This is a genomic window from Pseudomonas sp. BF-RE-21, assembly GCF_019947305.1.
Taxonomy (GTDB): domain Bacteria; phylum Pseudomonadota; class Gammaproteobacteria; order Pseudomonadales; family Pseudomonadaceae; genus Aquipseudomonas; species Aquipseudomonas migulae.
Genome location: NZ_JAGYGF010000013.1, coordinates 37,059 through 58,699 on the forward strand (window position 1 = coordinate 37,059; position 21,641 = coordinate 58,699).

9 protein-coding genes are annotated in these 21,641 nt (G+C 60.8%); 5 read left to right on the forward strand and 4 right to left on the reverse strand.

The window, feature by feature from the left end; all coding sequences use genetic code 11:
• Positions 1–247 precede the first annotated feature (247 nt).
• From KGB25_RS11855 to dsbG, 4 genes are all read left to right on the forward strand, one after another.
• On the forward strand, positions 248–955 hold the full coding sequence (locus KGB25_RS11855; protein WP_008044452.1) for a hypothetical protein: 708 nt from the start codon (positions 248–250) through the stop codon (positions 953–955).
• Positions 956–1,053: 98 nt separating this feature from the next.
• On the forward strand, positions 1,054–2,790 hold the full coding sequence (dsbD, locus tag KGB25_RS11860) for a protein-disulfide reductase DsbD (protein ID WP_223435030.1): 1,737 nt from the start codon (positions 1,054–1,056) through the stop codon (positions 2,788–2,790).
• Positions 2,790–3,656, forward strand: coding sequence for a TlpA disulfide reductase family protein (locus KGB25_RS11865; protein ID WP_008044449.1), 867 nt, complete (start codon positions 2,790–2,792; stop codon positions 3,654–3,656). The genes dsbD and KGB25_RS11865 overlap by 1 nt, the downstream gene beginning before the upstream one ends.
• Complete coding sequence (gene dsbG, locus KGB25_RS11870) at positions 3,632–4,402, forward strand: thiol:disulfide interchange protein DsbG (RefSeq protein WP_008033705.1); 771 nt, start codon at positions 3,632–3,634, stop codon at positions 4,400–4,402. Before KGB25_RS11865 ends, dsbG begins: the two co-directional genes overlap by 25 nt.
• Positions 4,403–4,523: 121 nt before the next feature.
• Here the strand turns inward: dsbG and KGB25_RS11875 are convergent, their stop codons facing one another.
• Both KGB25_RS11875 and KGB25_RS11880 read right to left on the reverse strand, forming a co-directional pair.
• The gene (locus KGB25_RS11875) at positions 4,524–5,336 is read right to left on the reverse strand and encodes an alpha/beta fold hydrolase (RefSeq protein WP_223435031.1); all 813 of its coding nucleotides are present in this window, start codon (positions 5,334–5,336) and stop codon (positions 4,524–4,526) included.
• Positions 5,337–5,537: 201 nt separating this feature from the next.
• Positions 5,538–18,536 (reverse strand): non-ribosomal peptide synthetase, encoded by a 12,999-nt coding sequence (locus tag KGB25_RS11880; protein WP_223435032.1) that lies wholly within the window; start codon positions 18,534–18,536, stop codon positions 5,538–5,540.
• A gap of 385 nt (positions 18,537–18,921) precedes the next feature.
• Here KGB25_RS11880 and KGB25_RS11885 point away from each other — a divergent pair, with 385 nt between their 5' ends.
• On the forward strand, positions 18,922–19,470 hold the full coding sequence (locus KGB25_RS11885; protein ID WP_008030278.1) for an RNA polymerase factor sigma-70: 549 nt from the start codon (positions 18,922–18,924) through the stop codon (positions 19,468–19,470).
• 125 nt (positions 19,471–19,595) lie between these two features.
• Here the strand turns inward: KGB25_RS11885 and KGB25_RS11890 are convergent, their stop codons facing one another.
• Entirely contained in the window at positions 19,596–20,600 is a 1,005-nt protein-coding gene (locus KGB25_RS11890) for a GNAT family N-acetyltransferase (protein WP_223435033.1), read from the reverse strand.
• Positions 20,601–20,679: 79 nt separating this feature from the next.
• The gene (locus tag KGB25_RS11895; protein ID WP_223435034.1) at positions 20,680–21,516 is read right to left on the reverse strand and encodes a sugar-binding protein; all 837 of its coding nucleotides are present in this window, start codon (positions 21,514–21,516) and stop codon (positions 20,680–20,682) included.
• Between the last annotated feature and the right edge of the window lie 125 nt (positions 21,517–21,641).

The following is a 21,641-nucleotide window of genomic DNA, read 5'->3' on the forward strand; positions in this document are numbered from 1 at the left end:
CAGACAACACTTCGCACTATAACAACCTAAAGCAAACACTCTATTACAGAGCACAACCAACACCATCAAAATGAAACCCCACAACTAACACCTGCGATACCACCTTATATTTCAGACATCACCAAAAGATTCAACCACAATTGTTACGCGCTTCAATCTTCACACTTATCACTACAGCACTACTTTTATAACTTACCTTTATCGCGCTTCCGCGCCATTACAAACACTGATAAAAAGGATTTAAATCATGCCCGAACTAAAAAACTTCGTAGCCGTTGATTGGCGCTCAGGCAGAGATCGCTGCTATTTTTTCTTCAAAGATGACGATACCTATTCACGATACAACAACAGCGAAGGCAGTGTTGCTTCGAGCCACCCAACTGCGGTAACTCAAGATAACTGGGGAGAGTTTCATCCGCACGCACAAGATTTGTGCTTCGGATTCTCCACAGACCGGATAGTAGGCACCAACAGGCTCGAATTAGACGCTGATATTCTCTGGTTATTTTACTACGATGAAAAAACACCGATGGTGTGCGAATACGATCAAGATGCAGATACTCCTTTCAGTTTCACGCCAGTCAGCGAGTCGATATGGAGCATGCTACTGCCCTACTTCGACGATATTATTGCAGGTACCTTCTGGCAGCGACCGTTCAGATCCTCTGGCCAAACCATCTTCAAGTTTATTTTAAAAAACGGCAAATACCTGGAGCTTGACTGGCACAGTAAAAAGCTCGTCCTCGGCGATATAAAATACACAACCTGGCCAAGACTCGGCCCTTATGTCGATGACATTATCACTGCTGTGCAGATCCATGCCTCCGTTACTGACAGCTATCTGTACATCTTTTTGAGCGACAATAAATACTTGAAATACAATATCGATAAAAACATTCTGGAAGGGGAAGCAAGAGACGTAGACGAGGGCTGGCCAGGACTGACTCATAACTGAATTCTTCACAGGTCATGGCAGAAGTGTGCGGCGGTTAATCATCGGTTAATCGCCGCCCGCCACTGTGCACCTCACCTGCACAGGGATAAGGCTTACCCATGCGTTCACTGCTTCTTTTTTTTGCTCTCTTGATCTCGGGTCTGGCCCAGGCAGGGACCAATCCGTTCGAAACCAAACCTGAATTCCTGCCAGTGGAAAAAGCGTTTGCCTTCACCTCCGAGCGTCTCGAATCAGGTGAAACACAGCTCTATTGGCAGATCACCGACGGTTATTACCTTTATCAGAAACGCCTTAAGTTCGATGGGTTGCCCGCTGAGCTGCACCCTGTGTTACCTGAAGGCGAGTCTCACAGTGATGAATTCTTCGGTGAACAGCCGGTTTATCGCCAGGGCCTGGAGCTGAAGATCCCGGCGGGCGCGACCGGCCAGATCAAGGTCGGCTTCCAGGGCTGCGCCGATGCCGGATTGTGTTATCCGCCGCAAACCCAGGTCGTGGACCTGGGCGGCAGTGTTGTCGCTTCGGCGGCCGATGAAGCGCCGGATCAAGCCCTGGCCAGCAGTCTGCAACAACGGGCGTTGGGTTGGAGCTTGTTGGTGTTCTTCGGTTTGGGCCTGCTGCTGGCCTTCACCCCTTGCTCGTTGCCGATGCTGCCGATTCTGGCCGGTATGATTGTCGGCAGTGGCGCGACACCTAAACGCGGATTTGCCTTGGCCACCAGCTATGTCGTGAGCATGGCGCTGGTGTACGCGGCGATGGGCGTTCTGGCGGCGCTGCTCGGTGCGAATTTGCAGGCACTGCTGCAAAACCCTTGGTTGCTGGGCAGTTTCGCCGCCGTGTTTGTGCTGCTGGCGTTGCCGATGTTCGGCTTCTTCGAGTTGCAACTGCCGGTCGCCGTGCGCGATCGGCTGGAAAACGTCTCGCGCAATCAGCGCGGTGGCAGCCTGATCGGCGCGGGTGTGCTGGGCGCGCTGTCCGGTCTGCTGGTCGGTCCGTGCATGACCGCCCCGCTGGCCGGCGCCCTGCTCTACATCGCGCAAAGCGGCAATGCGCTGCACGGCGGGTTGATTCTGTTTGCCATGGGCATCGGCATCGGTGTTCCGCTGTTGTTGCTGGTGACCGTCGGCAACCGCTTCCTGCCCAAACCCGGGGCCTGGATGAACCTGCTCAAAGGCGTGTTCGGCTTCCTGTTCCTCGCCACCGCGTTGTTGATGTTGCGCCCGGTACTGGATGAATCGCTGTGGATCGGTCTGTGCGGTGCGTTGTTGCTGATTGCCGCCTACAGCGCCTGGAAGCAGTCGCAAGGTTTCGGGCGGGTCGCGCATCTGTTCGGTGCCAGCTCATTGCTGCTCGGCCTGTGGGGCAGTCTGTTGATGATCGGTGCGGCGGGCGGCGGTGATGACCTGTTGAAACCGCTGCAAGTCTATAGCGCCGCCAATGCGGGCAATGCCGCCCGCCCTGTCGGCCACGAAGCTTTCACCACAATCAAGGACCCGGCCGCTCTGCAACGGGAGCTCGATGCCGCACAAGCTCAGGGCCAATGGGTGCTGCTGGACTACTACGCCGACTGGTGTGTGTCGTGCAAGGTCATGGAAAAACAGGTGTTCGGCCAACCCCGCGTGCTCGACGCCTTGAGCGATGTGCGCTTGCTACGGCTGGATGTGACCGCCGACAATGCCGCCAGCCGCGAACTGCTTGGCCGTTATAAAGTGCCGGGGCCACCGAGTTTTCTGTGGATCGGCGCCGATGGCATCGAGCGTCGCAGCCAGCGCATCACCGGCGAGGTCGATGCCGACACCTTCCTGCAACGCTGGACCACCACCCGAGACGCCCGTTAATGCTGACTTTCACCCTCGGCACGTTTGCCATCGCGCTTAACCACCTGCTGCTGATCAGTGCCCTGGCGCTGGCGACGTTTGTCGGCTGGCGGGCGGCCAAGCGTGGCGGTGAAAATCCCGAGTCGGTGCTGTTCAGCCTGTTCCTGCTGGGCATGCTGGCGGCCCGAATCAGTTTCGTCGCGCTGTACTGGAAGCACTATCGCGACGATCCGTGGCAAGTCATCGACCTGCGCGACGGTGGTTTTCTCGCCTGGCCGGGTGTGATCGCGCTGCTGCTGGCCGCGGTGTATCGAGGCTGGCGTCAACCGGGTTTACGTCGCCCACTGGGCTTTGGCGTGGCCAGTGGCCTGGCGTTCTGGCTGCTCGCGACGTTCTCCCTGAGCATTTACGAACAAGGCACGCGCCTGCCAGACATCACCCTGCGCAATGCCGCCGGTGAAACGGTGCAACTGGCGGATTACAAGGGCGGGCCGCTGGTGATCAATCTCTGGGCCACCTGGTGCCCGCCGTGCCGCCGGGAAATGCCGGTGCTGGAAAACGCTCAGCAACACCGCCCGGACCTGACCTTCCTGTTCGTCAATCAGGCGGAAAGCATGCAAAGCGTCAGCACCTTTCTGGAAACCCAAGGCCTGAGCCTGTCCAACGTACTGTTCGACGGCAGCGGTCGATTGGGTCAGGCCGTCGGTTCGATGGCATTGCCGACTACGCTGTTCTATAGCCCTGACGGTCGCTTGCTGGGCAGTCATCTGGGTGAACTGTCGGACGCCAGCCTGGCCCGCGCCCTGGAAAACTTTGACACCCCGAATCCGGCCACACCGTCCACTTCTTCAAGGAAACTGCCATGCCCCGCCTCCGCCACCTGCTGACGCTGACCCTGGGCGCCGCCCTGCTGCACCTGCCGTCGGTACAGGCTGCCGAAGAGTTGCCCGAAGCAATCAAGAAGATCGAAGCCAAGGGCGCGAAAATCGTCGGCCAGTTCGATGCGCCCGATGGTTTGCGCGGTTATGCCGCGCAGTACCAGAACCGTGGCATGGCGCTGTACCTGACGCCGGATGGCAAACATGTGTTGCTGGGCAATTTGTACGACGCCGACGGCAAAGACCTGAGCAGCGCGCCGTTGCAGAAACTGGTGTACGCGCCGATGGCCAAGGAAATCTGGGGCAAGATGGAAGCGAGCAACTGGATCGGTGACGGCAACAAGGATGCGCCGCGCGTGGTGTACCTGTTCAGCGATCCGAACTGCCCTTACTGCAACGTGTTCTGGGAACAGGCGCGGCCGTGGGTGAAGGCCGGCAAGGTGCAGTTGCGGCACATCATGGTCGGGATCATTCGTGAAGACAGTCCGGGCAAATCCGCGGCATTGCTGGCCGCCAAGGATCCGCAAAAAGCCCTGCAAGACCACGAAGGGGCTGGCAAGGCCAGTACGCTCAAGGCGCTGAAAGAAGTACCGCCGGCGATTCAGGCGAAACTGGCGGCGAACATGCAGTTGATGGAAGACCTGGAGTTGCAGGCCACGCCGGCGATTTTCTACATGGACGACAAGGGCGAGCTGCAACAGCAGCAAGGCGCGCCGTCGCCGGACAAGCTGGTGAAGATTCTCGGGCCGAAGTGAATTCACCGGCCTCTTCGCGGGCAAGCCTCGCTCCTACAGAAGTTGTGTCGGTCGCGATTATTGTGAACGACACAACTTCTGTAGGAGCGAGGCTTGCCCGCGAAGGCGTCAGCAAGATCGACTAATTTTTCCGGGCTAGAAACTCCAGCAACACCTCAGTCACAAACCGCGGATTCTCCAGATTGGAGATATGCCCCGCCTCCGGCACCAGCACATACGGACAACCGATCAACTCGGCCATTTCAATGGTTTCCGACGGTGGCCGCGGTTTGTCCTGATCACCACACATCACCAGCGTGGCCTCAGCCTCCAGCTCGCCCAGGCGCGGCAACACATCATCGCGCCCAAATGTGATCCGCCCCATCGGCACGATACTTTCGCGCAGACGCTCTGGCGGCAGCGCAGCCAGTTTTGCGCGGAAATCCTGATACAGCGCCGACTGCGGGTCGATGCCCGGACGGAAGAAAATCGGCACGACGATGTCGAGCAGTTGCGGTGCAATCACGCCGCTGTCTTCGATCTGTTTGAACAGCGAGAAATAGTATTGGCGAGTGGGTTCAGGTTCGACACCGACGTAGGTGTCCATCAGCACCAGGCCGTTGATCCGCTGAGGAACCGACAGCGCCAGGCGCACGCCCCACATGCCACCGACGGAAAGACCGACCAGCGTGACACGGTCGATGTGCAGATGATCGAGCAAGGCCAGCGCCTGACGTGCAATGTCATCCAGCGATTGCGTGCCTTCGGGTAGCGAGCCTGACTCACCGTGGCCCCACAGGTCCAGGGCGATGACCCGGTATTGCTGCGACAGGGCGGCGATCTGCGGCGCCCACATGGTTTGGTCCCAGAGGTAGCTGCCGGCGAGCAATACGGCGGGGCCGGTGCCTTGATCGATGTAGTGAAGGGGTTGTCCGTCAATCGTAACGAAGGGCATCAAACTGTCTCCTCTGCCAAAAAGGGAGCGGGCAGACTGAGCCGCCAGCGATCCAGAGTCAACTTTGTGGTGGCTGAAATGACGCCTTCGCGGGCAAGCCTCGCTCCTACAGGATTTGTGTCGATTGCAATTATTATGAACGACACAAATCCTGTAGGAGCGAGGCTTGCCCGCGAAGGGGCCCTTACAGACGCTAGAGAATTACAGACCCTCCAACTCCGCCATCAAGTCATTCAACCGATCAACCTTGTCCTCGGTGATGTCACTCGCCGCCAACCCGTCGATGTACTCAGCCAATTCCTCCACCGTGCTGCACTCGAACATCGCCCGCAGCGGCACATCCCGTTGCAGGGCTTTCTGCACCCGCGACGCAATCTGCGTCGCCAGCAGCGAATGCCCGCCCAACTCGAAGAAGTTGTCGCGCACACCGACCTTTTCGACCTTCAACACCTCGGCCCAGATATCCGCCAACGTCTGCTCCAGTTCATTGCGCGGCGCCTGATAATCCTGGCTCTGCAACTGGCCGATCTCCAGCGCCGGCAGTGCCTTGCGGTCCAGTTTGCCGTTGGCATTGAGCGGCATCCGTTCCAGCCACAACCAGTGCAGCGGCACCATGTATTCCGGCAGCTCGGCGCGCAGGCGCTGCTTGATGCGCTCCAGGCGCTCAGTCGGATTAAGTGAAGAATCAGTCGCAACCAAATAGCCGACCAGATGCTTGCCGCTCACGCCTTCCTGCACACCAACCGCCGCTTCGCGCACTTCCGGTTGCTCATGCAGACGCGCTTCGATTTCACCCAGCTCGATGCGGTAGCCGCGAATTTTCACCTGATGGTCGATGCGCCCAACGTACTCCAGCACACCGTCACTGCGACGACGGGCCAGGTCGCCGGTGCGATACAGACGATCGCCCGGCGCGCCAAACGGGTTCGGCACAAACACCTGCGCCGTGCGCAACGGATCGCTGACATAGCCGCGACCGACACCGGTGCCGGCCACGCACAGTTCGCCCACCGCACCCAACGGCACCAGGTCCAGCGCGCCATCGAGCAGGTACAAACGGTTGTTGTCGGTCGGCGTACCAATCGGCAAGTAACTGCCGCGAGTCGACGCCATGTCGACACGGAAGAACGCCACGTCGTCCGAACATTCCGCCGGACCGTAAGCATTCACCAGCCCGATGTCCGGGTAGCGCAGCAACCATTGGTGCGCGAGTTCCGGCGGCATCGCCTCACCGGTCGGCAGCATCCAGCGCAGGCCGTCGAGGCTCATGCGTTCCTGGGCGAGCATGCCCTGAATCAGCGACGGCACGCTTTCCAGCACGGTGATGCCCTGGGCCGACACATGCGCCAGCAAGCCTTGCGGATCGTGGGCAATGGTGTTCGGCACGATGTCCACCCGCGCGCCGAACAACGGTGCGGCAAGGAACTGCCAGACCGAAATGTCGAAGCTTTGCGAAGCGGTCTGCGCGATCACATCGGCAGCGCTGAGGTTCAGGTACGGCAGCTTGCTCAATTGGTTGTTGAGCATGCCGCGCTGTTCGACCATCACACCTTTGGGCAGGCCGGTCGAACCCGAGGTGTAGATCACGTAGGCAAGGTTGTCCGGGCCGCTGTAGATGCCCGGATTCGCCACCGACACTTCGCTCGCCTGCACCTCTTCCCACACCAGCAACCGTGGCCGATTGGCGCAACCGAATTCCTCCAGCAACGCCACCGCCTGTTCGCGACAGGCCTGGGTGCAGACCAGCAACGGCGTGCGGCTCAGGTCGATGATCCGGCTCAGGCGCTGACTTGGCAGCCCCGGATCCAGCGGCAGATAACCCGCACCGGCCTTGAAGCTGCCGATGATCATTCCGAGCAGATCGAGGTTACGTTCGGCCAGCAACGCCACCGGCTGATCCAGCCCGACACCGGCTGCCGTCAACACATGGCCGAGACGGTTGCTGCACTGGTTCAGTTCGGCGTAGCTGTGTTGCTGATCGAGGCAACTGGCGGCGATCCGTTGCGGATGCTGTGCAACCTGCGCTTCAAACAACGCAACGTAGCTCTGCTCCAACGGGTAATCGTGTTCGCTCTGGTTGCAGCCGTGGATCAGGAAATCCTGTTCCTCGGCCCCCAGCAGCGGCAAGTCCGCCATGTCGCCATGGAAACCTTCGACCAGCGCCAGCAACAGGCGCTTGAACTCACCGAGCATGCGTTCAACGGTCGACTCATCGAAATAACGCTGGTCGTAAGACAGGTGCAAGCCCAGGTCATCGCCCGGATAGCACACCGCCGTCAGCGGGAAGTTGGTGTGGGTGCGGCCCGAATCCGAGGTCGCGTTGAGGCTCTGCGCACGGTCCAGTACCGAGACTTCCACCGGCGCGTTTTCGAACACGAACAGGCTGTCGAACAGCGGTTGGCCCTTCGGCAATTCGCTGTTTTCCTGAATGCTCACCAGCGGCAGGTATTCGTACTCGCGCAGTTGCATGTTGCTGTCGAGCAAGCCACTCAGCCACTGGCGAACGCTGCAACGCTGATCGTCTTCCGGCATCTTCACCCGCAGCGCGATGCTGTTGATGAACAGCCCGACGGTGCGTTGCATCTCCGGCATTTCCACCGGGCGCCCGGCCACCGTGACGCCGAACAGCACGTCGCGATCACCGCTCAAGCGCCGCAAGACCAGGGCCCACGCCGCTTGGGCGAAGGTGTTGATGGTCAGTTGATGGGCCTGCGCCAGTTCACGCAGTTGCGCACCGTCGCGGGCATCGAGTCGGGTGTAGCGGTCGCCGACGATCATGCCGCCGCTGTCGCCGGCATGTTCACGCAGGAACGGCCGGTCGCTCGGGATCGGCGTGGTCCGTTCGAAGCCTTGCAGGTTGGTTTTCCACCACTGCCGCGCTTCGGCCAGGCTCTGGCGTTGCAGCCAGCCGATGTAGTCGCGGTAGCGCGGCGGCACAGCCAGTTGGGCTTCGCGACTTTCACCCAACGCGGTGTAGATTTCGAAGAAATCGTTCATCAGCAACGAGCGGCACCAGGCATCGATGAGGATGTGGTGGTTGCTCATCATGAACCAATAGCGCGCTTCGCCAACCTTGATCAAACGCAGGTGGAACGGGGCCTGGTTGAGCAGATCGAACCCGGCTTCACGCTCGCTTTTCAGCAACGCCTGCAACTTGGGTTCTTGCTCGGCCTCGGCGATTGTCGTCCAGTCGAGGGACTCGATCGGCGTGCTGCCCGGCTTGTGGATAACCTGCAGCATGTCTTCGCCAACGTTCCAGCAGAACGATGCACGCAAGGCTTCGTGACGGGCGATCACCGCTTGCCAGGCCTCGGCAAAACGTTGCGGATCGAGCGCGCTGTTGATGCGGTAGCGGTCCTGCATGTAGTAGAGGCCGGTGCCCGGTTCGAGCAAGGTGTGCAGCAGCATGCCTTCCTGCATCGGGGTCAGCGGGTAGACGTCTTCGATGGCGGCGGCCGGAATCGGCAGTGCATCGAGTTGCGGCTGGGTCAGCTTCGCCAGCGGGAAGTCCGACGGCGTCAAGCCGCCCGCCTCGTCACGCAGGCAATGCACGATCAGGCTCTGCAATTCGCCGAGGTAGGCGTCCGCCAGTTCGCTGATGGTTTGCGGATCGTGGCGCTCGGCGCTGAAGGTCCAGCGCAGCACCAATTCACCGCCGTAGACCTGACTGTCAACGCTCAACTCGTTAGGCAGCGGCGCTTTCGGATCGTGGGCGGCACCGACCGGTTCATCCAGTGGACGGAACAACGCGTCCGCGCCAAAGCTCTGGTCGAACTGGCCGAGGTAGTTGAAGGTGATCGGCGCCACCGGCAACGCGGCCATGGCTTCGCGGCACAGGTCGTCGGCGAGGTAACGCAACACGCCATAGCCCAGGCCCTTGTGCGGCACGCCGCGCAGTTGTTCCTTGATCGCCTTGATCGAAGCGCCCTGGCCGGCGGCTTCTTCAATGTTGAAGGGTGTCAGGCGCAGCGGGTAGGCGCTGGTGAACCAGCCGACAGTGCGGGTCAGGTCGATCTCGTCGAACAGTGCCTCGCGACCGTGGCCTTCAAGTTGGATCAGCGCTGATTCATTCCCGCTCCAGCGGCACAGCACGCGGGCCAATGCCGTCAGCAACAGGTCGTTGACCTGGGTGCGATAGGCGCTCGGTGCCTGTTGCAGCAACTGGCGAGTGAACTCGCCGTCGAGGCGTACGCTGACGGTTTGCGCATGACGATTCTGCCGGCCGCCCTCAGGGCGATCACACGGCAATTCGACGCTCGGTCCGGCCAGCTGCGACTGCCACCAGCTCAGTTCTTCACGTAGGGATTCGCTGCCGGCATACGCCTGCAAGCGGGCTGCCCAATCCTTGAAGGCGCTGGTTTTCGCCGGCAGTTTCACCGACTGCCCAGCCGCCAGTTGGCGATACACCGTTTGCAGATCGTCCAGCAGCACACGCCAGGAAACGCCGTCCACCACCAAGTGATGGATCGCGAAGAACAGCCGTTGCTGGCCCTCGGGACCATCGATCAGCAGCACACGCATCAACGGCCCCTGTTCGAGGTCAAGGCTGCGCTGGGCATCGGCAAACAAAGCCGCGCATTTATCCATCGCCGGCACATGCACTTGCCACAACACGGGAGCGTCTCCCACCTTCTGGTGCGCCGCCGTCCATGCGCCGCCGGCCTCGGTGAAGCGCAAGCGCAAGGCGTCGTGCTGTTCGATCACCGCCAGCAGCGCTTGCTCCAGGCGATGAGGTTCCAGCGCAACGGTCGGTTCCAGCAACAACGCCTGGTTCCAGTGCTGACGCTCGGGCATGTCGGTGTCGAAGAACCAGTGCTGGATCGGGGTCAGACGCGATTCGCCGGTGAGCAAACCCTGCTCGGCCGTAACCTGCTCGGTGCGGCTGGCCACGGCGGCGAGTGTTTGAACTGTCTGGTGCTGGAACAGGTCACGCGGGCTGAAGTGAATGCCCTGCTGCCGCGCGCGGCTGACCACCTGGATCGACAGGATCGAGTCGCCACCCAGTTCGAAGAAGTTATCGTTGAGGCCGACTTGCGCGACGTTCAGCACTTCGCACCAGATCTGCGCCAATGTCAGTTCCAGCTCGTTGCTTGGCGCCACATAGTCCTGACGATTCAATTCCGGGTCCGGCGCCGGCAATGCACGACGGTCGAGTTTGCCGTTGGCAGTCAGCGGCATGCTCGCCAGCAGGATCAGGTGCGTCGGTACCATGTATTCCGGCAATTGCGATTTCAGGTGAGCCTTGAGGGCTTCGCGCAGCTCGGCTTGTTGCGCTTCGTCCTGCTCAGCCACTTCGGTGACCAGATAGCCAACCAGTTGTTTGCCGCTCGGGGCGTCCAGCGCCAGCACCACCGCTTCACGGATCGAATCATGGTCCAGCAGTCGGGTTTCGATCTCGCCCAGTTCGATGCGGAAACCGCGGATTTTCACTTGATGGTCGATGCGGCCGAGGTATTCCACCAGACCGTCGGCGCGCTGCCGCACCAGGTCGCCGGTGCGATAAATCCGCCCGCCATCCGCTGCAAACGGGTTGGCCACGAAGCGTTCCGCCGTGATGCCCGGACGGTCGTGATAACCCTGGGCCAGACCGGCACCGCCGACGTACAACTCACCGGTTGCGCCTTGCGGCACCAGTGCCAGGTCGGCATCGAGAATGTAGGCCACGCGAGCACCGATCACGCTGCCGATCGGCACACTGCCCAACCCTTCTTCAAGTTGCTGCGGTGCAAGACTGGCCAACGGCATGACCACCGTTTCGGTCGGGCCGTAGGCGTTGAAGAACAGGCTCGGTTTGAACGCTGCGCGAATGCGCTGCAAGTGCTCGCCGGTCAGGGCTTCACCGCCGGTGATGCACATGCGCACCGGCAAGGTTTCACCCTGAGTCGCCAGCCACTGCGCCAGTTGGCTGCCATAGCTTGGGGTGAAGCCGAGGATGTTGATGTGGTGGCGACGGATCAATCCGCAGATTTCTTCTGCGTCCCACTGCCCTTGAGCACGCAAGACCACTTGCGCACCGCTCAACAACGGCACCAGCAGACGCTCGGTCGCGGCGTCGAAGTTGATCGAATAGAAGTGCAGCTCACAGTCGTCCGCACGCATGCCGAAACGCTCGATTACCGCTTGGCAGTGCATGGCAATTTCACCGTGGGACACCACCACGCCTTTCGGCTTGCCGGTGGAACCGGAGGTGTAAATCAGGTACGCCTGATGCTGCGGCAGGCTGATGAACGGCAGTTCGGTGGCCGGGTAGTTGGCCAATTCGGCAGCGTCATCTTCGAGGCACCAGCGACTGACGGTTGTCGGCAGATCACCCAGGGCCTGGAACATCGCCGCATCGCTGAGCAGCAAACCGATGCCGCTGTCTTCGATCATGTAATGCAGGCGATCGAGCGGGTATTCCGGATCGAGCGGCACATAAGCGCCACCCGCCTTGAGGATCGCCAGCAGGCCGATGACCATTTCCAGCGACCGCTCAAGTGCCAGACCGACGCGAACCTGCGGCCCGACACCCCGTTCGCGCAGCATCCAGGTCAGGCGATTGGCGCGGCTGTCGAGTTCGGCGTAGCTCAGGGTTTGCCCGGCGAACGTCAGCGCCGGCGCATCCTTGCGCACCAGCGCCTGTTCACTAAACAGGTGATGAATGCACTGATCCAGTCGATGTTCACCCGGTTCGATGCCCAGGCTGTCGAGCAGCTTTTGCTGTTCCGTGGTTTCGAGCAACGGCAGTTCACTGAGGCGCTGTTGCGGATCGGCCAGCAACGCTTCCAGCAGATTGCGCCAGTGCCCGGCCATGCGCGCAATGCGCGGTTCATCGAACAGGTCGGTGCTGTAAGTCAGGCAGCAACCCAACCGATGATCGAGGTCGGTCACTTCCAGGTTGAGGTCGAATTTGGTCGCTCGCGCATCGTTCGCCAGGTACTCGACCGTCATGCCGGCCAGCGTGCGGCTCTGCTGGAATTCCCAGCGCTGCACGTTGCACATCACCTGGAACAGCGGGTTGTACGCAGCGCTGCGCGGTGGCTGCAACGCTTCAACCAAATGATCGAACGGCAGGTCCTGATGGGACTGGCCTTCGATCACGGTGTGGCGCACCTGCTCGAACAGTTCGCCAACGGACATCTGCCCGTCGAGCTGGCAACGCAGCACTTGGGTGTTGAGGAACGCACCGATCAGCCCTTCGCTTTCGGGGCGAATGCGGTTGGCCACCGGCGCGCCGATGCGCAGGTCGGTCTGGCCGCTGTAGCGGTAAAGCAGCACGGCCAGCGCGGCGGTCATGGTCATGAACAGGGTCAGGCCGTTTTGCGCGTTGAAGGCGCGGACTCGTGCGGCGAGATCATCGCTCAGGTCGAAACGGAACAGCTCGCCCTGATGGCTTTGCACCGCAGGACGCGGACGGTCGGCGGGCAATTCCAGCAACGGATGTTCGCGGCCCAGTTGCGCGGTCCAGTAGTCGAGCTGACGCTGACGTTCGCCGGACTCCAGCCACTGGCGCTGCCAGACGCTGTAATCGAGGTATTGCACCGGCAGCGGCGCCAGTGGCGATTCGCGGTCATCGACGAACGCTTCGTAAAGCGCACTGAGTTCCCGGGCGAAAATGTCCATCGCCCAGCCTTCGGTGACGATGTGGTGCAGGGTCAGCACCAGGTAATGTTCCTGCTCGGCGGTCTTGACCAGGCAGGCGCGCAGCAGCGGCCCGGTTTCCAGATCGAAGGGTTGATGCGCTTCGCTGTCGGCCAGTGCCTGCACCCGCTGTTCGCGCAAATCGGCGTCCAGCGCGGAAAAATCCTTCCAGTCCATGCGCATCCCGGTTTCCGGGTGCACGCGCTGTTGCGCCACGCCGTCGATGCTCGGGAACGTGGTGCGCAAGGTTTCGTGACGCATGATCAGCGCTTGCAACGCTGTCTCGAAGCGCCCGATGTCCAGCACCCCGCGCAACCGCGCCATGCCGCCGACGTTGTAGGCCGGGCTGTCCGGCTCCATCTGCCAGAGGAACCACATACGCTGCTGGGAATAGGACAGCGGCACCGGTTGGCTGCGGTCGACCTTTTCAATCGGCGGTTGTTTGTTGGTGTTGCCGCTGGCCTGAATCTGTTGAACCTGCCGGGAGAATGCCCCCAGCTCACTGTTTTCGAACAACGCGCGCAGCGGCAATTCGACGTCGCAGGCCTGACGGATGCGGGAGATGATTTGCGTGGCCAGCAGCGAATGGCCGCCGAGGGCGAAGAAGTCGTCGCGCAGACCGATCTGCTTCAAGCCCAGCACTTCACGCCAGATCGCGGCGATCTGCTGTTCAAGTTCAGTCACCGGCTCGACGTGTTCGCGCACCTGCCATTGCGGCTCCGGCAAGGCACGGCGGTCCAGTTTGCCGCTTGGGCCGAGGGGCATTTCGTCAAGGCGCATCAGCTGCGCCGGGGCCATGTACTCCGGCAGCTCGGCCGCCAGCGCGGTTTTCAGGCGAGCGGTTTGAGTGTCTTCGGATTCACTGGTTTCGCTGGCCGTGTAGTAACCGATCAACTGCCCGCCAGCGCCGGTTTCGCGCACCAGCACCACGGCTTGCGCGACACCGTCCTGCGCCAGCAGACGCGCTTCGATTTCTTCCGGTTCGACGCGAAAGCCCCGCAGTTTGACCTGCTGATCGAGACGGCCGAGGTATTCGATCACGCCATCGGCGGTCCAACGGGCGCGGTCGCCGGTGCGATACAGACGTGCGCCCTGCTCGCCCAACGGGTCAACGACAAAACGTTCAGCCGTCAGCCCCGGACGCCCCAGATACCCCCGGGCCAGACCGATGCCGCTGATGCACAACTCACCGGGCACACCGGCCGGCACCGGGTTGAGCTCACTGTCGAGCACGCGGCAAATCACGTTGCCCAACGGACGGCCAATCGGCGAGCGCTCGCCATCGGCCGTGCTGCAATGCCAATGAGTGACGTTGATCGCGGTTTCAGTCGGGCCATAACGGTTGTGCAGTTGCACGGTCGGCAGTTGCTCCAGCACGCGGTTGCGCAGTTCCGCCGGCAAGGCTTCGCCGCCCGAGAACACACGACGCAGGCTGGTGCATTCGGCGGTGAGCGGCTCGTCGATAAACAACGAAAGCAGCGGCGGCACAAAGTGCAGCGTGGTCACCCCGTATTGCTGAACCAGTTGGGCAATGCGGTGCGGATCGCGGTGTTCGCCGGGCCCGGCAATCAGCAAACGCGCCCCGGTGATCAGCGGCCAGAAGCATTCCCACACCGACACGTCAAAACTGATCGGCGCCTTTTGCATCAGCACGTCGGTGTCGTTCAGGCGATAAGTGTTCTGCATCCATTGCAGGCGTTCGGCGAGCGCCGCATGGGTGTTGCCGACGCCCTTCGGCTGGCCGGTGGAGCCAGAGGTGTAAATCACGTAAGCGAGGTTGTCGCCGTGCAGATGCAGGCCCGGCGCCTGGCTCGGCCAGTTCTCCAGGTGCAGTGCATCCATAGCGATCACGCTGACACCATCGGTGGCCGGCAGCCGGTCGAGCAATTCGGTTTGGGTCAGGAGCAATTCGACGCCGCTGTCGCCGAGCATGTACGCCAGGCGCTCGGTCGGGTAATCCGGGTCCAGCGGCACGTAGGCACCACCGGCCTTGATGATCGCCAACAGGCCGATCAACAGTTGCGGCGAACGCTCGGCGGCGATGGCCACGCAAACGTCCGGGCCGACGCCTTTGTCGCGCAGGTAATGCGCAAGGCGGTTGGCCTTGGCGTGCAGTTCGGCGAAGTCCAGGCTGCCGCCGTCCCACAGCAGCGCGGTGCGCTCCGGGGTCAGGCGCGCCTGTTCGTTCAGCAGTTCCGGCAGCCATTGGCTGGCCGGTGTGCACGGTGCGACGCTCCACGAGGTTTGCTGATCGTGCTCGCTCGCGGTCAACAGTTGCAGGTCGCCGACGGTGGTGACCGGCTGCTCGCAAATGGCCCGCAGCAGGTTGCTGAAATGCTCGGCCAGACGCTCGATGGTAGTGGCGTCAAACAGCTCGCTGGCGTAGTCGAACGACAGGCTCAGGCGACCGTTACGGTCTTCCTCACTGTGCAATTGCAAATCGAACTTGGCTTCGCGGCTGTGCCACGGCAGTTCTTCGGCGAGCAGCCCGGGCAAGCGACGCAGTGCGCTCAGGTCCCGTTGCTGATGGTTGAACATGACCTGGAACAAGCCTTGTTCGCGGGCCTGCGGGAACGCTTCCAGCAGTTGTTCGAACGGCAGGTCCTGATGCGCCTGGGCGCCCAAGGCTGTCTGGCGGGTTTGCGCCAACAGTTCAACAAATGGCAACCGCGAATCCACCTCGGCACGCAGCACCTGAGTGTTGATGAAGAAGCCGATCAAGCCCTGGGTTTCCAGGCGCGGACGGTTGGCGTTCGGCACGCCGATGCGAATGTCGGTTTGGCCACTGTAACGGTGCAACAGGCTCTGGAACGCCGTGAGCAACAGCATGAATGAGGTGGCGTCGTGGGCCTGGGCAGTCTGGCGAATCGCCTCGCTGAGGGGGGCAGCCAAACGCACGGTGTGGCGCGCGGCGCTGTGACGGTGTTGCGCCGAACGCGGGTGATCGGTGGCCAGGTCCAGGGTCGGATGCTCCTCGCCCAACTGCGTTTTCCAGTAGGCCAGTTGCCGCTCGCCCTCACCTTGCGCCAGCCATTGACGCTGCCAGCTGCCGTAGTCGGCGTACTGGGTCGGCAATGGCGCGAACGTTGCCGTTTGCCCTTGGGACGCAGCGGCATACAGGCGCGAGAACTCGTCGATCAGCACGTTCAGCGACCAACCATCGGCGATGATGTGGTGCAGCGTCACCAGCAACTGGTGATCCTCGTCATCGAGGCGCACCAGCGTCACCCACAGCAGCGGACCTTTCTCCAGATCGAACTGGGTGTGCGCTTCGTCCTCGCGGATTTGCTGCGCGCGGGCTTCACGCTCGGCGACGGGCAAATCGCTGATGTCGATCCGTTGCAGGTTGAATTCGCCAGCGGCAATGACCTGTTGCAGCGCCACGCCGTCACGTTCGAAGAAGCGCGTGCGCAGGGATTCGTGGCGTTCGATCAGGTGCTGGAAACTGGCGCGCAGGGCGTCTTCATCCAGTTCGCCACGCAAACGCAAGGCGCCGGGAATGTTGTAGGCGCTGCTTTGCGGGTCGAGCTGCCAGGTAATCCACAAACGGTTTTGCGCGAGGGATTGCGGCATCGCTTCGCTGCGCGACAGCGTGCTGATCGCGCCTTGGGCCAGGCCGCCATCCTGTTGTTGCTGTGCGACCACCGCGGTAAATGCACCGAGGGTCGGCGCTTCAAACAGCAGGCGCAGGTTCAGCTCCAGACCCAACTCTTCGCGCAAACGCGCAACCACCTGAGTGGCGGCGATGGAGTTGCCACCGAGCAGGAAGAAGTGGTCATCGGCACCGATCTGTTTCACCTGCAATTGCTCGGCCCAGATCTGGCCGATCAAGCTTTGCAGCTCGGAACCCGACTCGGTTTTTGCCTGGTTTTCAGGGGTCGCCGATGGGAACAGTGCGTAGCTGTCGAGGCTGCCATCCGCCAGCCGATTGCGGCACGCCGAACGTTGCAGTTTACCGCTGGAGGTTTTTGGCAATGCGCCCGGATTGAGCAACACCACCACGCTCGGTGCTTCCTGATACGCCTCGGCCACCGCCTGGCGGATGGCTTTGATCAGTGCCTCGGGCGGCAGGATTTTCTGCACGCTGCGACTGATTTCCGCGGCGATGCCGATGCCTTCCTGACCGTCGATGTTCATGGCGAACGCGGCGACGCGACCTTTGCGCACCACTTCCACTTCACGCTCGATGGTCTGCTCGATGTCCTGCGGGTACAGGTTGTGACCGCGAACGATCAGCATGTCTTTCAGGCGACCGGTGATGAACAGCTCGCCGTTGCGCATGAAACCCAGGTCGCCGGTGCGCAGCCAGGTTTTGCCGTCGTGTTGAACGAAGGTCTTGGCGCTGGCCTCGGGGTTGCGCCAGTAGCCATGGGCGATGCTCGGCCCGGTGGCCCAGACTTCGCCGACCGCGTTGTCGGCCAGTTCGGTCAGCGCCAATGGGTCGATAATCAGCACCGCGTGATCTGGCTGGCTGATGCCGCAACTCATGATCGCGCTGCCTTCACCCGCTTCGGCACGGTTTTGCGCCAACGCCTGATCATCCACGCGCAGGTTGCCGATGCCTTGACCACGGGGTGTACCGGCGACGAACAACGTGGCCTCGGCCAAGCCGTAAGACGCCATGAAACTGTCCGGGGTGAAACCGCAAGTCGCGAACTTCTCGGCGAAACGATCGAGGGTGTCGAGGCGAATCGGTTCGGAACCGGAATACGCCACGCGCCAGCCGCTGAGGTCGAGGCGTTCCAGCGCCGATTCACTGACACGTTCGCTGCACAGACGGTAGGCAAAATCCGGCCCACCGCTGATGGTGCCACCGTACTCGCTGATCGCTTCGAGCCAGCGCAGCGGCCGACCGAGGAAGTACGCCGGCGACATCAACACGCACGGCACGCCGCTGAAAATCGGCTGCAACAGACCGCCAATCAAACCCATGTCGTGGTACAGCGGCAGCCAGCTGACGATCACGTCGTCAGGGTTCAGGTCGATGCCGAAACCGTGGCGAATGAGCAACTCATTGGCGACCAGGTTGCCATGGCTGACTTGCACGCCTTTTGGCAGCGCGGTGGAGCCCGAGGTGTATTGCAGGAAGGCGATGTGGTCGCCTTCGAGATTCGGTTCGACCCACTGGGCAGCCAGTGCACCGTCGAGGGTGTCGACGCACAGCAGCGGCGGCGCGCCTTCGATTTGCAGCAACGCATCGCGCAGGCCGGCGCTGGTCAGCAGCAGGCGCGGTTCGGCGTCGCTGATGATCGACAGCAGGCGTTCCTGATGATGACGCTTGGCCGACTCCGGCGGATAAGCCGGCACCGCGATCACGCCCGCATACAGGCAACCAAAAAACGCCGCGACGTAGTCCGGACCGCTGGGAAACAGCAGCACCGCGCGATCACCAAAGTCAGTTTCGGCCTGCAACGCGCCGGCAATGGTGCGCGCCCGCTGATCCAGTTCGCGATAACTGAGCACCACCGTCTGATCCGGGGTTTCGGCGAGAAAACGCAAGGCCACCCGATCCGGCGTCAGGGCCGCGCGGCGCTGAAGGGCTTGGACCAGTGTGCCAGGTATTTTGAACGCGTCGGTCATGAGGTTTCCTGCCTGAATTCGGCTTGCAATTGGAATCGGTTTTCTGCTTTCACGCCCCTTCAGGGGCATGCAGGACGCGGTCTTCGCCGACCGCGCAAGGCATTGGGAATGCTGTTTTGGCCGGGGCTTGCGCCCGGAGCCATTCACCAATGAGAACGGATGGCGTCTTGAAATAATTAGTCGGCAGGCTTGATCGCCAACGGGGGCTGGGTGTCGCAAGCGAGCGCAACAGCGTGTCGCAGTTCTCACTGCGAACCTTAGAGAAGGATTAGTTCTCTTTCTCAATTGACAATCATTATCATTCAGAATAATTTGTCGCTCGATGTGTAGGACGGCTCCGATATACCCGTCGTCCCACGACCCCATTTGCAGCAAGGTGATTTCCATGACGGAACAAGTATCCACAAGCAGGTGCGATTCACCGCTACTTCAGGCATTCGTGGACAATCGACTGATTCTGGTCAAGATTGCCGCCCGTATTACCGGCTGCCGATCCCGTGCCGAAGATGTGGTTCAGGATGCGTTCTTCCGCCTGCAATCGGCGCCGCAGATCACCTCCTCGATCAAGGCTCAGCTCAGTTACCTGTTCCAGATCGTGCGTAACCTGGCGATCGACCACTACCGCAAACAGGCGCTGGAGCAGAAGTATTCGGGGCCTGAAGAAGAAGGGCTGAACGTGGTGATTCAAGGCGCTTCGCCGGAAACCTCGCACATCAATTTTTCGACCCTGGAAAACATCGCCGACGCGCTGACGGAGCTGCCGAGCCGCACCCGTTACGCCTTCGAGATGTACCGCCTGCACGGCGTGCCGCAAAAGGACATCGCCAAGGAACTGGGTGTTTCGCCAACCCTGGTGAACTTCATGATTCGCGACGCGCTGGTGCATTGCCGCAAGGTGTCGGGCAGTCGCGCAGACACTTTCTCCCGCCGTTAAAAGCTTCGCGGGCAAGCCTCGCTCCTACAGGTCCGTGTCGCTCGCCAAAACGACACTAACCTGTAGGAGCGAGGCTTGCCCGCGAAGGCGGACTCAAGACCGCTACGGATCTTGAGCCATAAGCATCAAGCCAACCCACACCGCTCAAAAAACCGCTCCCGCCCCAACACCATCAACGCCGCGCGCTTGTGCGGGAAGTCGAACTCTTTCTCGCAATGAAACCGCTGACCCTGCATGTACCCGATCATCTTCGCGTTGTCGGCTCGCGGCTCTGCAACCACCCGCCGGGTACGCGGATCGTCGAGAAACAGGTAATGCGTCAACGCCGATAACCAGCTCGCCACCTTGTGCGGACCGCGATGGTTTTCTTCGCCGACCAGCATGTGAATGCCACGGTCGTAATCATCGACATCGTAGAACGGCGCAATGCGGTCTTCCTTGGCCCAGTAGGCTTCGAAATAAGCAAACGGCTGATCATCGAAACAGCCGATCAACGTCACGGTGTGGGGGTCGGCGTCGAGTTTGCCCAGGTATTCGCGATGCTGTTCAAGGCTGCCCTCTTCCTGCCAGAAACTCGCCACCCGCGCACTGTTCTGCCAGCGATTGAACCGCGCCAGGTCCAGGTCGATGTCCAGCGTTCGCAGGGAAATCCACGCCCCCAGCCGCGCATCGAAACGTCGATAGACTTCACCGCGCGGTTTCACCGGGCGCAATGGATGACGCTTGCCAGCGCTGATCACCATTTGCTGCGGGTAGCCGCTGGTCAGCGATGTCCCCAGCCAAGGCTGCGGCAACTGCCAGAACAGTGTGCGCTCGCAGCGATACTGGCCGGCGAGTTCGGTCGACACCAGCAACCCGCTGAGCAAGGCTTCGGCGGGAGCTTTATCGAGGTGCCAGGTCAGGCGCTGGCAAGCCGGGTCACGGGCAAACAGCCAATAACCGGCGGCCCACACGGCCTGAGTGTCGACGCGAGCCTCGACATGCACGTGCAACTCGGGCTCACGCGTCAGCCGCAAGGTAATCAGCGGTTGCGCGTCCAGGCTCAGGCTCAGGCGGTTTTCGGTTTCATCCGCGACAAGGCGGTTGCCTGTCGGCAAAGCCACGGCAGTCAGGTCATTCAGATTGGGCATGGGTCGGGCTCACGATCATCGACAGTTCACTTAGGAACGTGAGCCAGGCTTGGAAATTTAGCGATGACTGTCGTAAACCTCAGAGTGACGTAAGCCAGATTTTGCTAATGATGTAGTCGTTCCCTACACCAGTGGCGATATGACTGACGATCTCCAAGTCCATTTGCGACGAGTCCGCCGTAAACGAACCCTCCAGGCGGTTTACCGCTGATGTAATCTCAGTGGGTGGGACAATGACACCAGCACTGGATTCAAGTGAGAGCACTGGAACTGCATAACGGTTTATCCAACGGCGCACGTCAATCCCAAAGGTATACACGCGCCCCACCTCTAAATCCTGGAAGCTCTTGCTTAACAGAACGCCTGAAGATCGACTGGTGAACGTGTTGCTGAATAATGCATAGCCATTCCCATCTTGCCTGACAGTGAGATCTCGAGGGTCAGCCGCAGCCTCTCCCCTCATCCAGCCGTTCCAGTTATCTGTCCCGTCCTTCGCACTGAACGTTGTTACATCTTCGTAGCGCAACACAATCTCAAGACTCAGTGGCGGAAACAAATCCGGGCAACCACATTCGCCGTTCTCCAGCGGCACCTGAAAAACAAACATGAGGTGACTGCGGTCAAGCAGGCCTTGAAAATGCTCCCAACTAATGTCTCGAGACCAACCTTTCACATATTCGTCTTGGGTTACAGGCTCCTTATCTACGATGAGCTGCATCATTGTCGAGCCATCCCGATTGTACCCACAGATATGCAAAGTAGTCGGTTGGCCAACCTCAATAGTCCGCCAACGGGCAACATCAACAGTGATACCGGACTCTCCATCCGGCGTCGGCACAGTCAGAAACTTGCCGACAGCTTGCTTCACCAACGGAGTTGGAAGACGCGGGAGTAAATTCGATTCGTTATTTGACATTGCAGATGCCTTTTCGTAATGAGGCTTTCCCCCATTAAAGGGTTCAGCACCGGAAAGTCATCTAACCGCAAGGCAATGAGAGCGACTACTGTCACATTTGACAGTTTGCTCCTCGAAAAAAGGAA

What these genes read in the sequence shown, in the direction of transcription:
- KGB25_RS11895 (WP_223435034.1), bottom strand. Translation starts at nt 21,516, where the DNA reads ATGTCAAATAACGAATCGAATTTACTCCCGCGTCTTCCAACTCCGTTG.
- dsbD (WP_223435030.1), top strand. Translation starts at nt 1,054, where the DNA reads ATGCGTTCACTGCTTCTTTTTTTTGCTCTCTTGATCTCGGGTCTGGCC.
- KGB25_RS11865 (WP_008044449.1), top strand. Translation starts at nt 2,790, where the DNA reads ATGCTGACTTTCACCCTCGGCACGTTTGCCATCGCGCTTAACCACCTG.
- KGB25_RS11885 (WP_008030278.1), top strand. Translation starts at nt 18,922, where the DNA reads ATGACGGAACAAGTATCCACAAGCAGGTGCGATTCACCGCTACTTCAG.
- KGB25_RS11890 (WP_223435033.1), bottom strand. Translation starts at nt 20,600, where the DNA reads ATGCCCAATCTGAATGACCTGACTGCCGTGGCTTTGCCGACAGGCAAC.
- KGB25_RS11875 (WP_223435031.1), bottom strand. Translation starts at nt 5,336, where the DNA reads ATGCCCTTCGTTACGATTGACGGACAACCCCTTCACTACATCGATCAA.
- dsbG (WP_008033705.1), top strand. Translation starts at nt 3,632, where the DNA reads ATGCCCCGCCTCCGCCACCTGCTGACGCTGACCCTGGGCGCCGCCCTG.
- KGB25_RS11880 (WP_223435032.1), bottom strand. Translation starts at nt 18,536, where the DNA reads ATGACCGACGCGTTCAAAATACCTGGCACACTGGTCCAAGCCCTTCAG.
- KGB25_RS11855 (WP_008044452.1), top strand. Translation starts at nt 248, where the DNA reads ATGCCCGAACTAAAAAACTTCGTAGCCGTTGATTGGCGCTCAGGCAGA.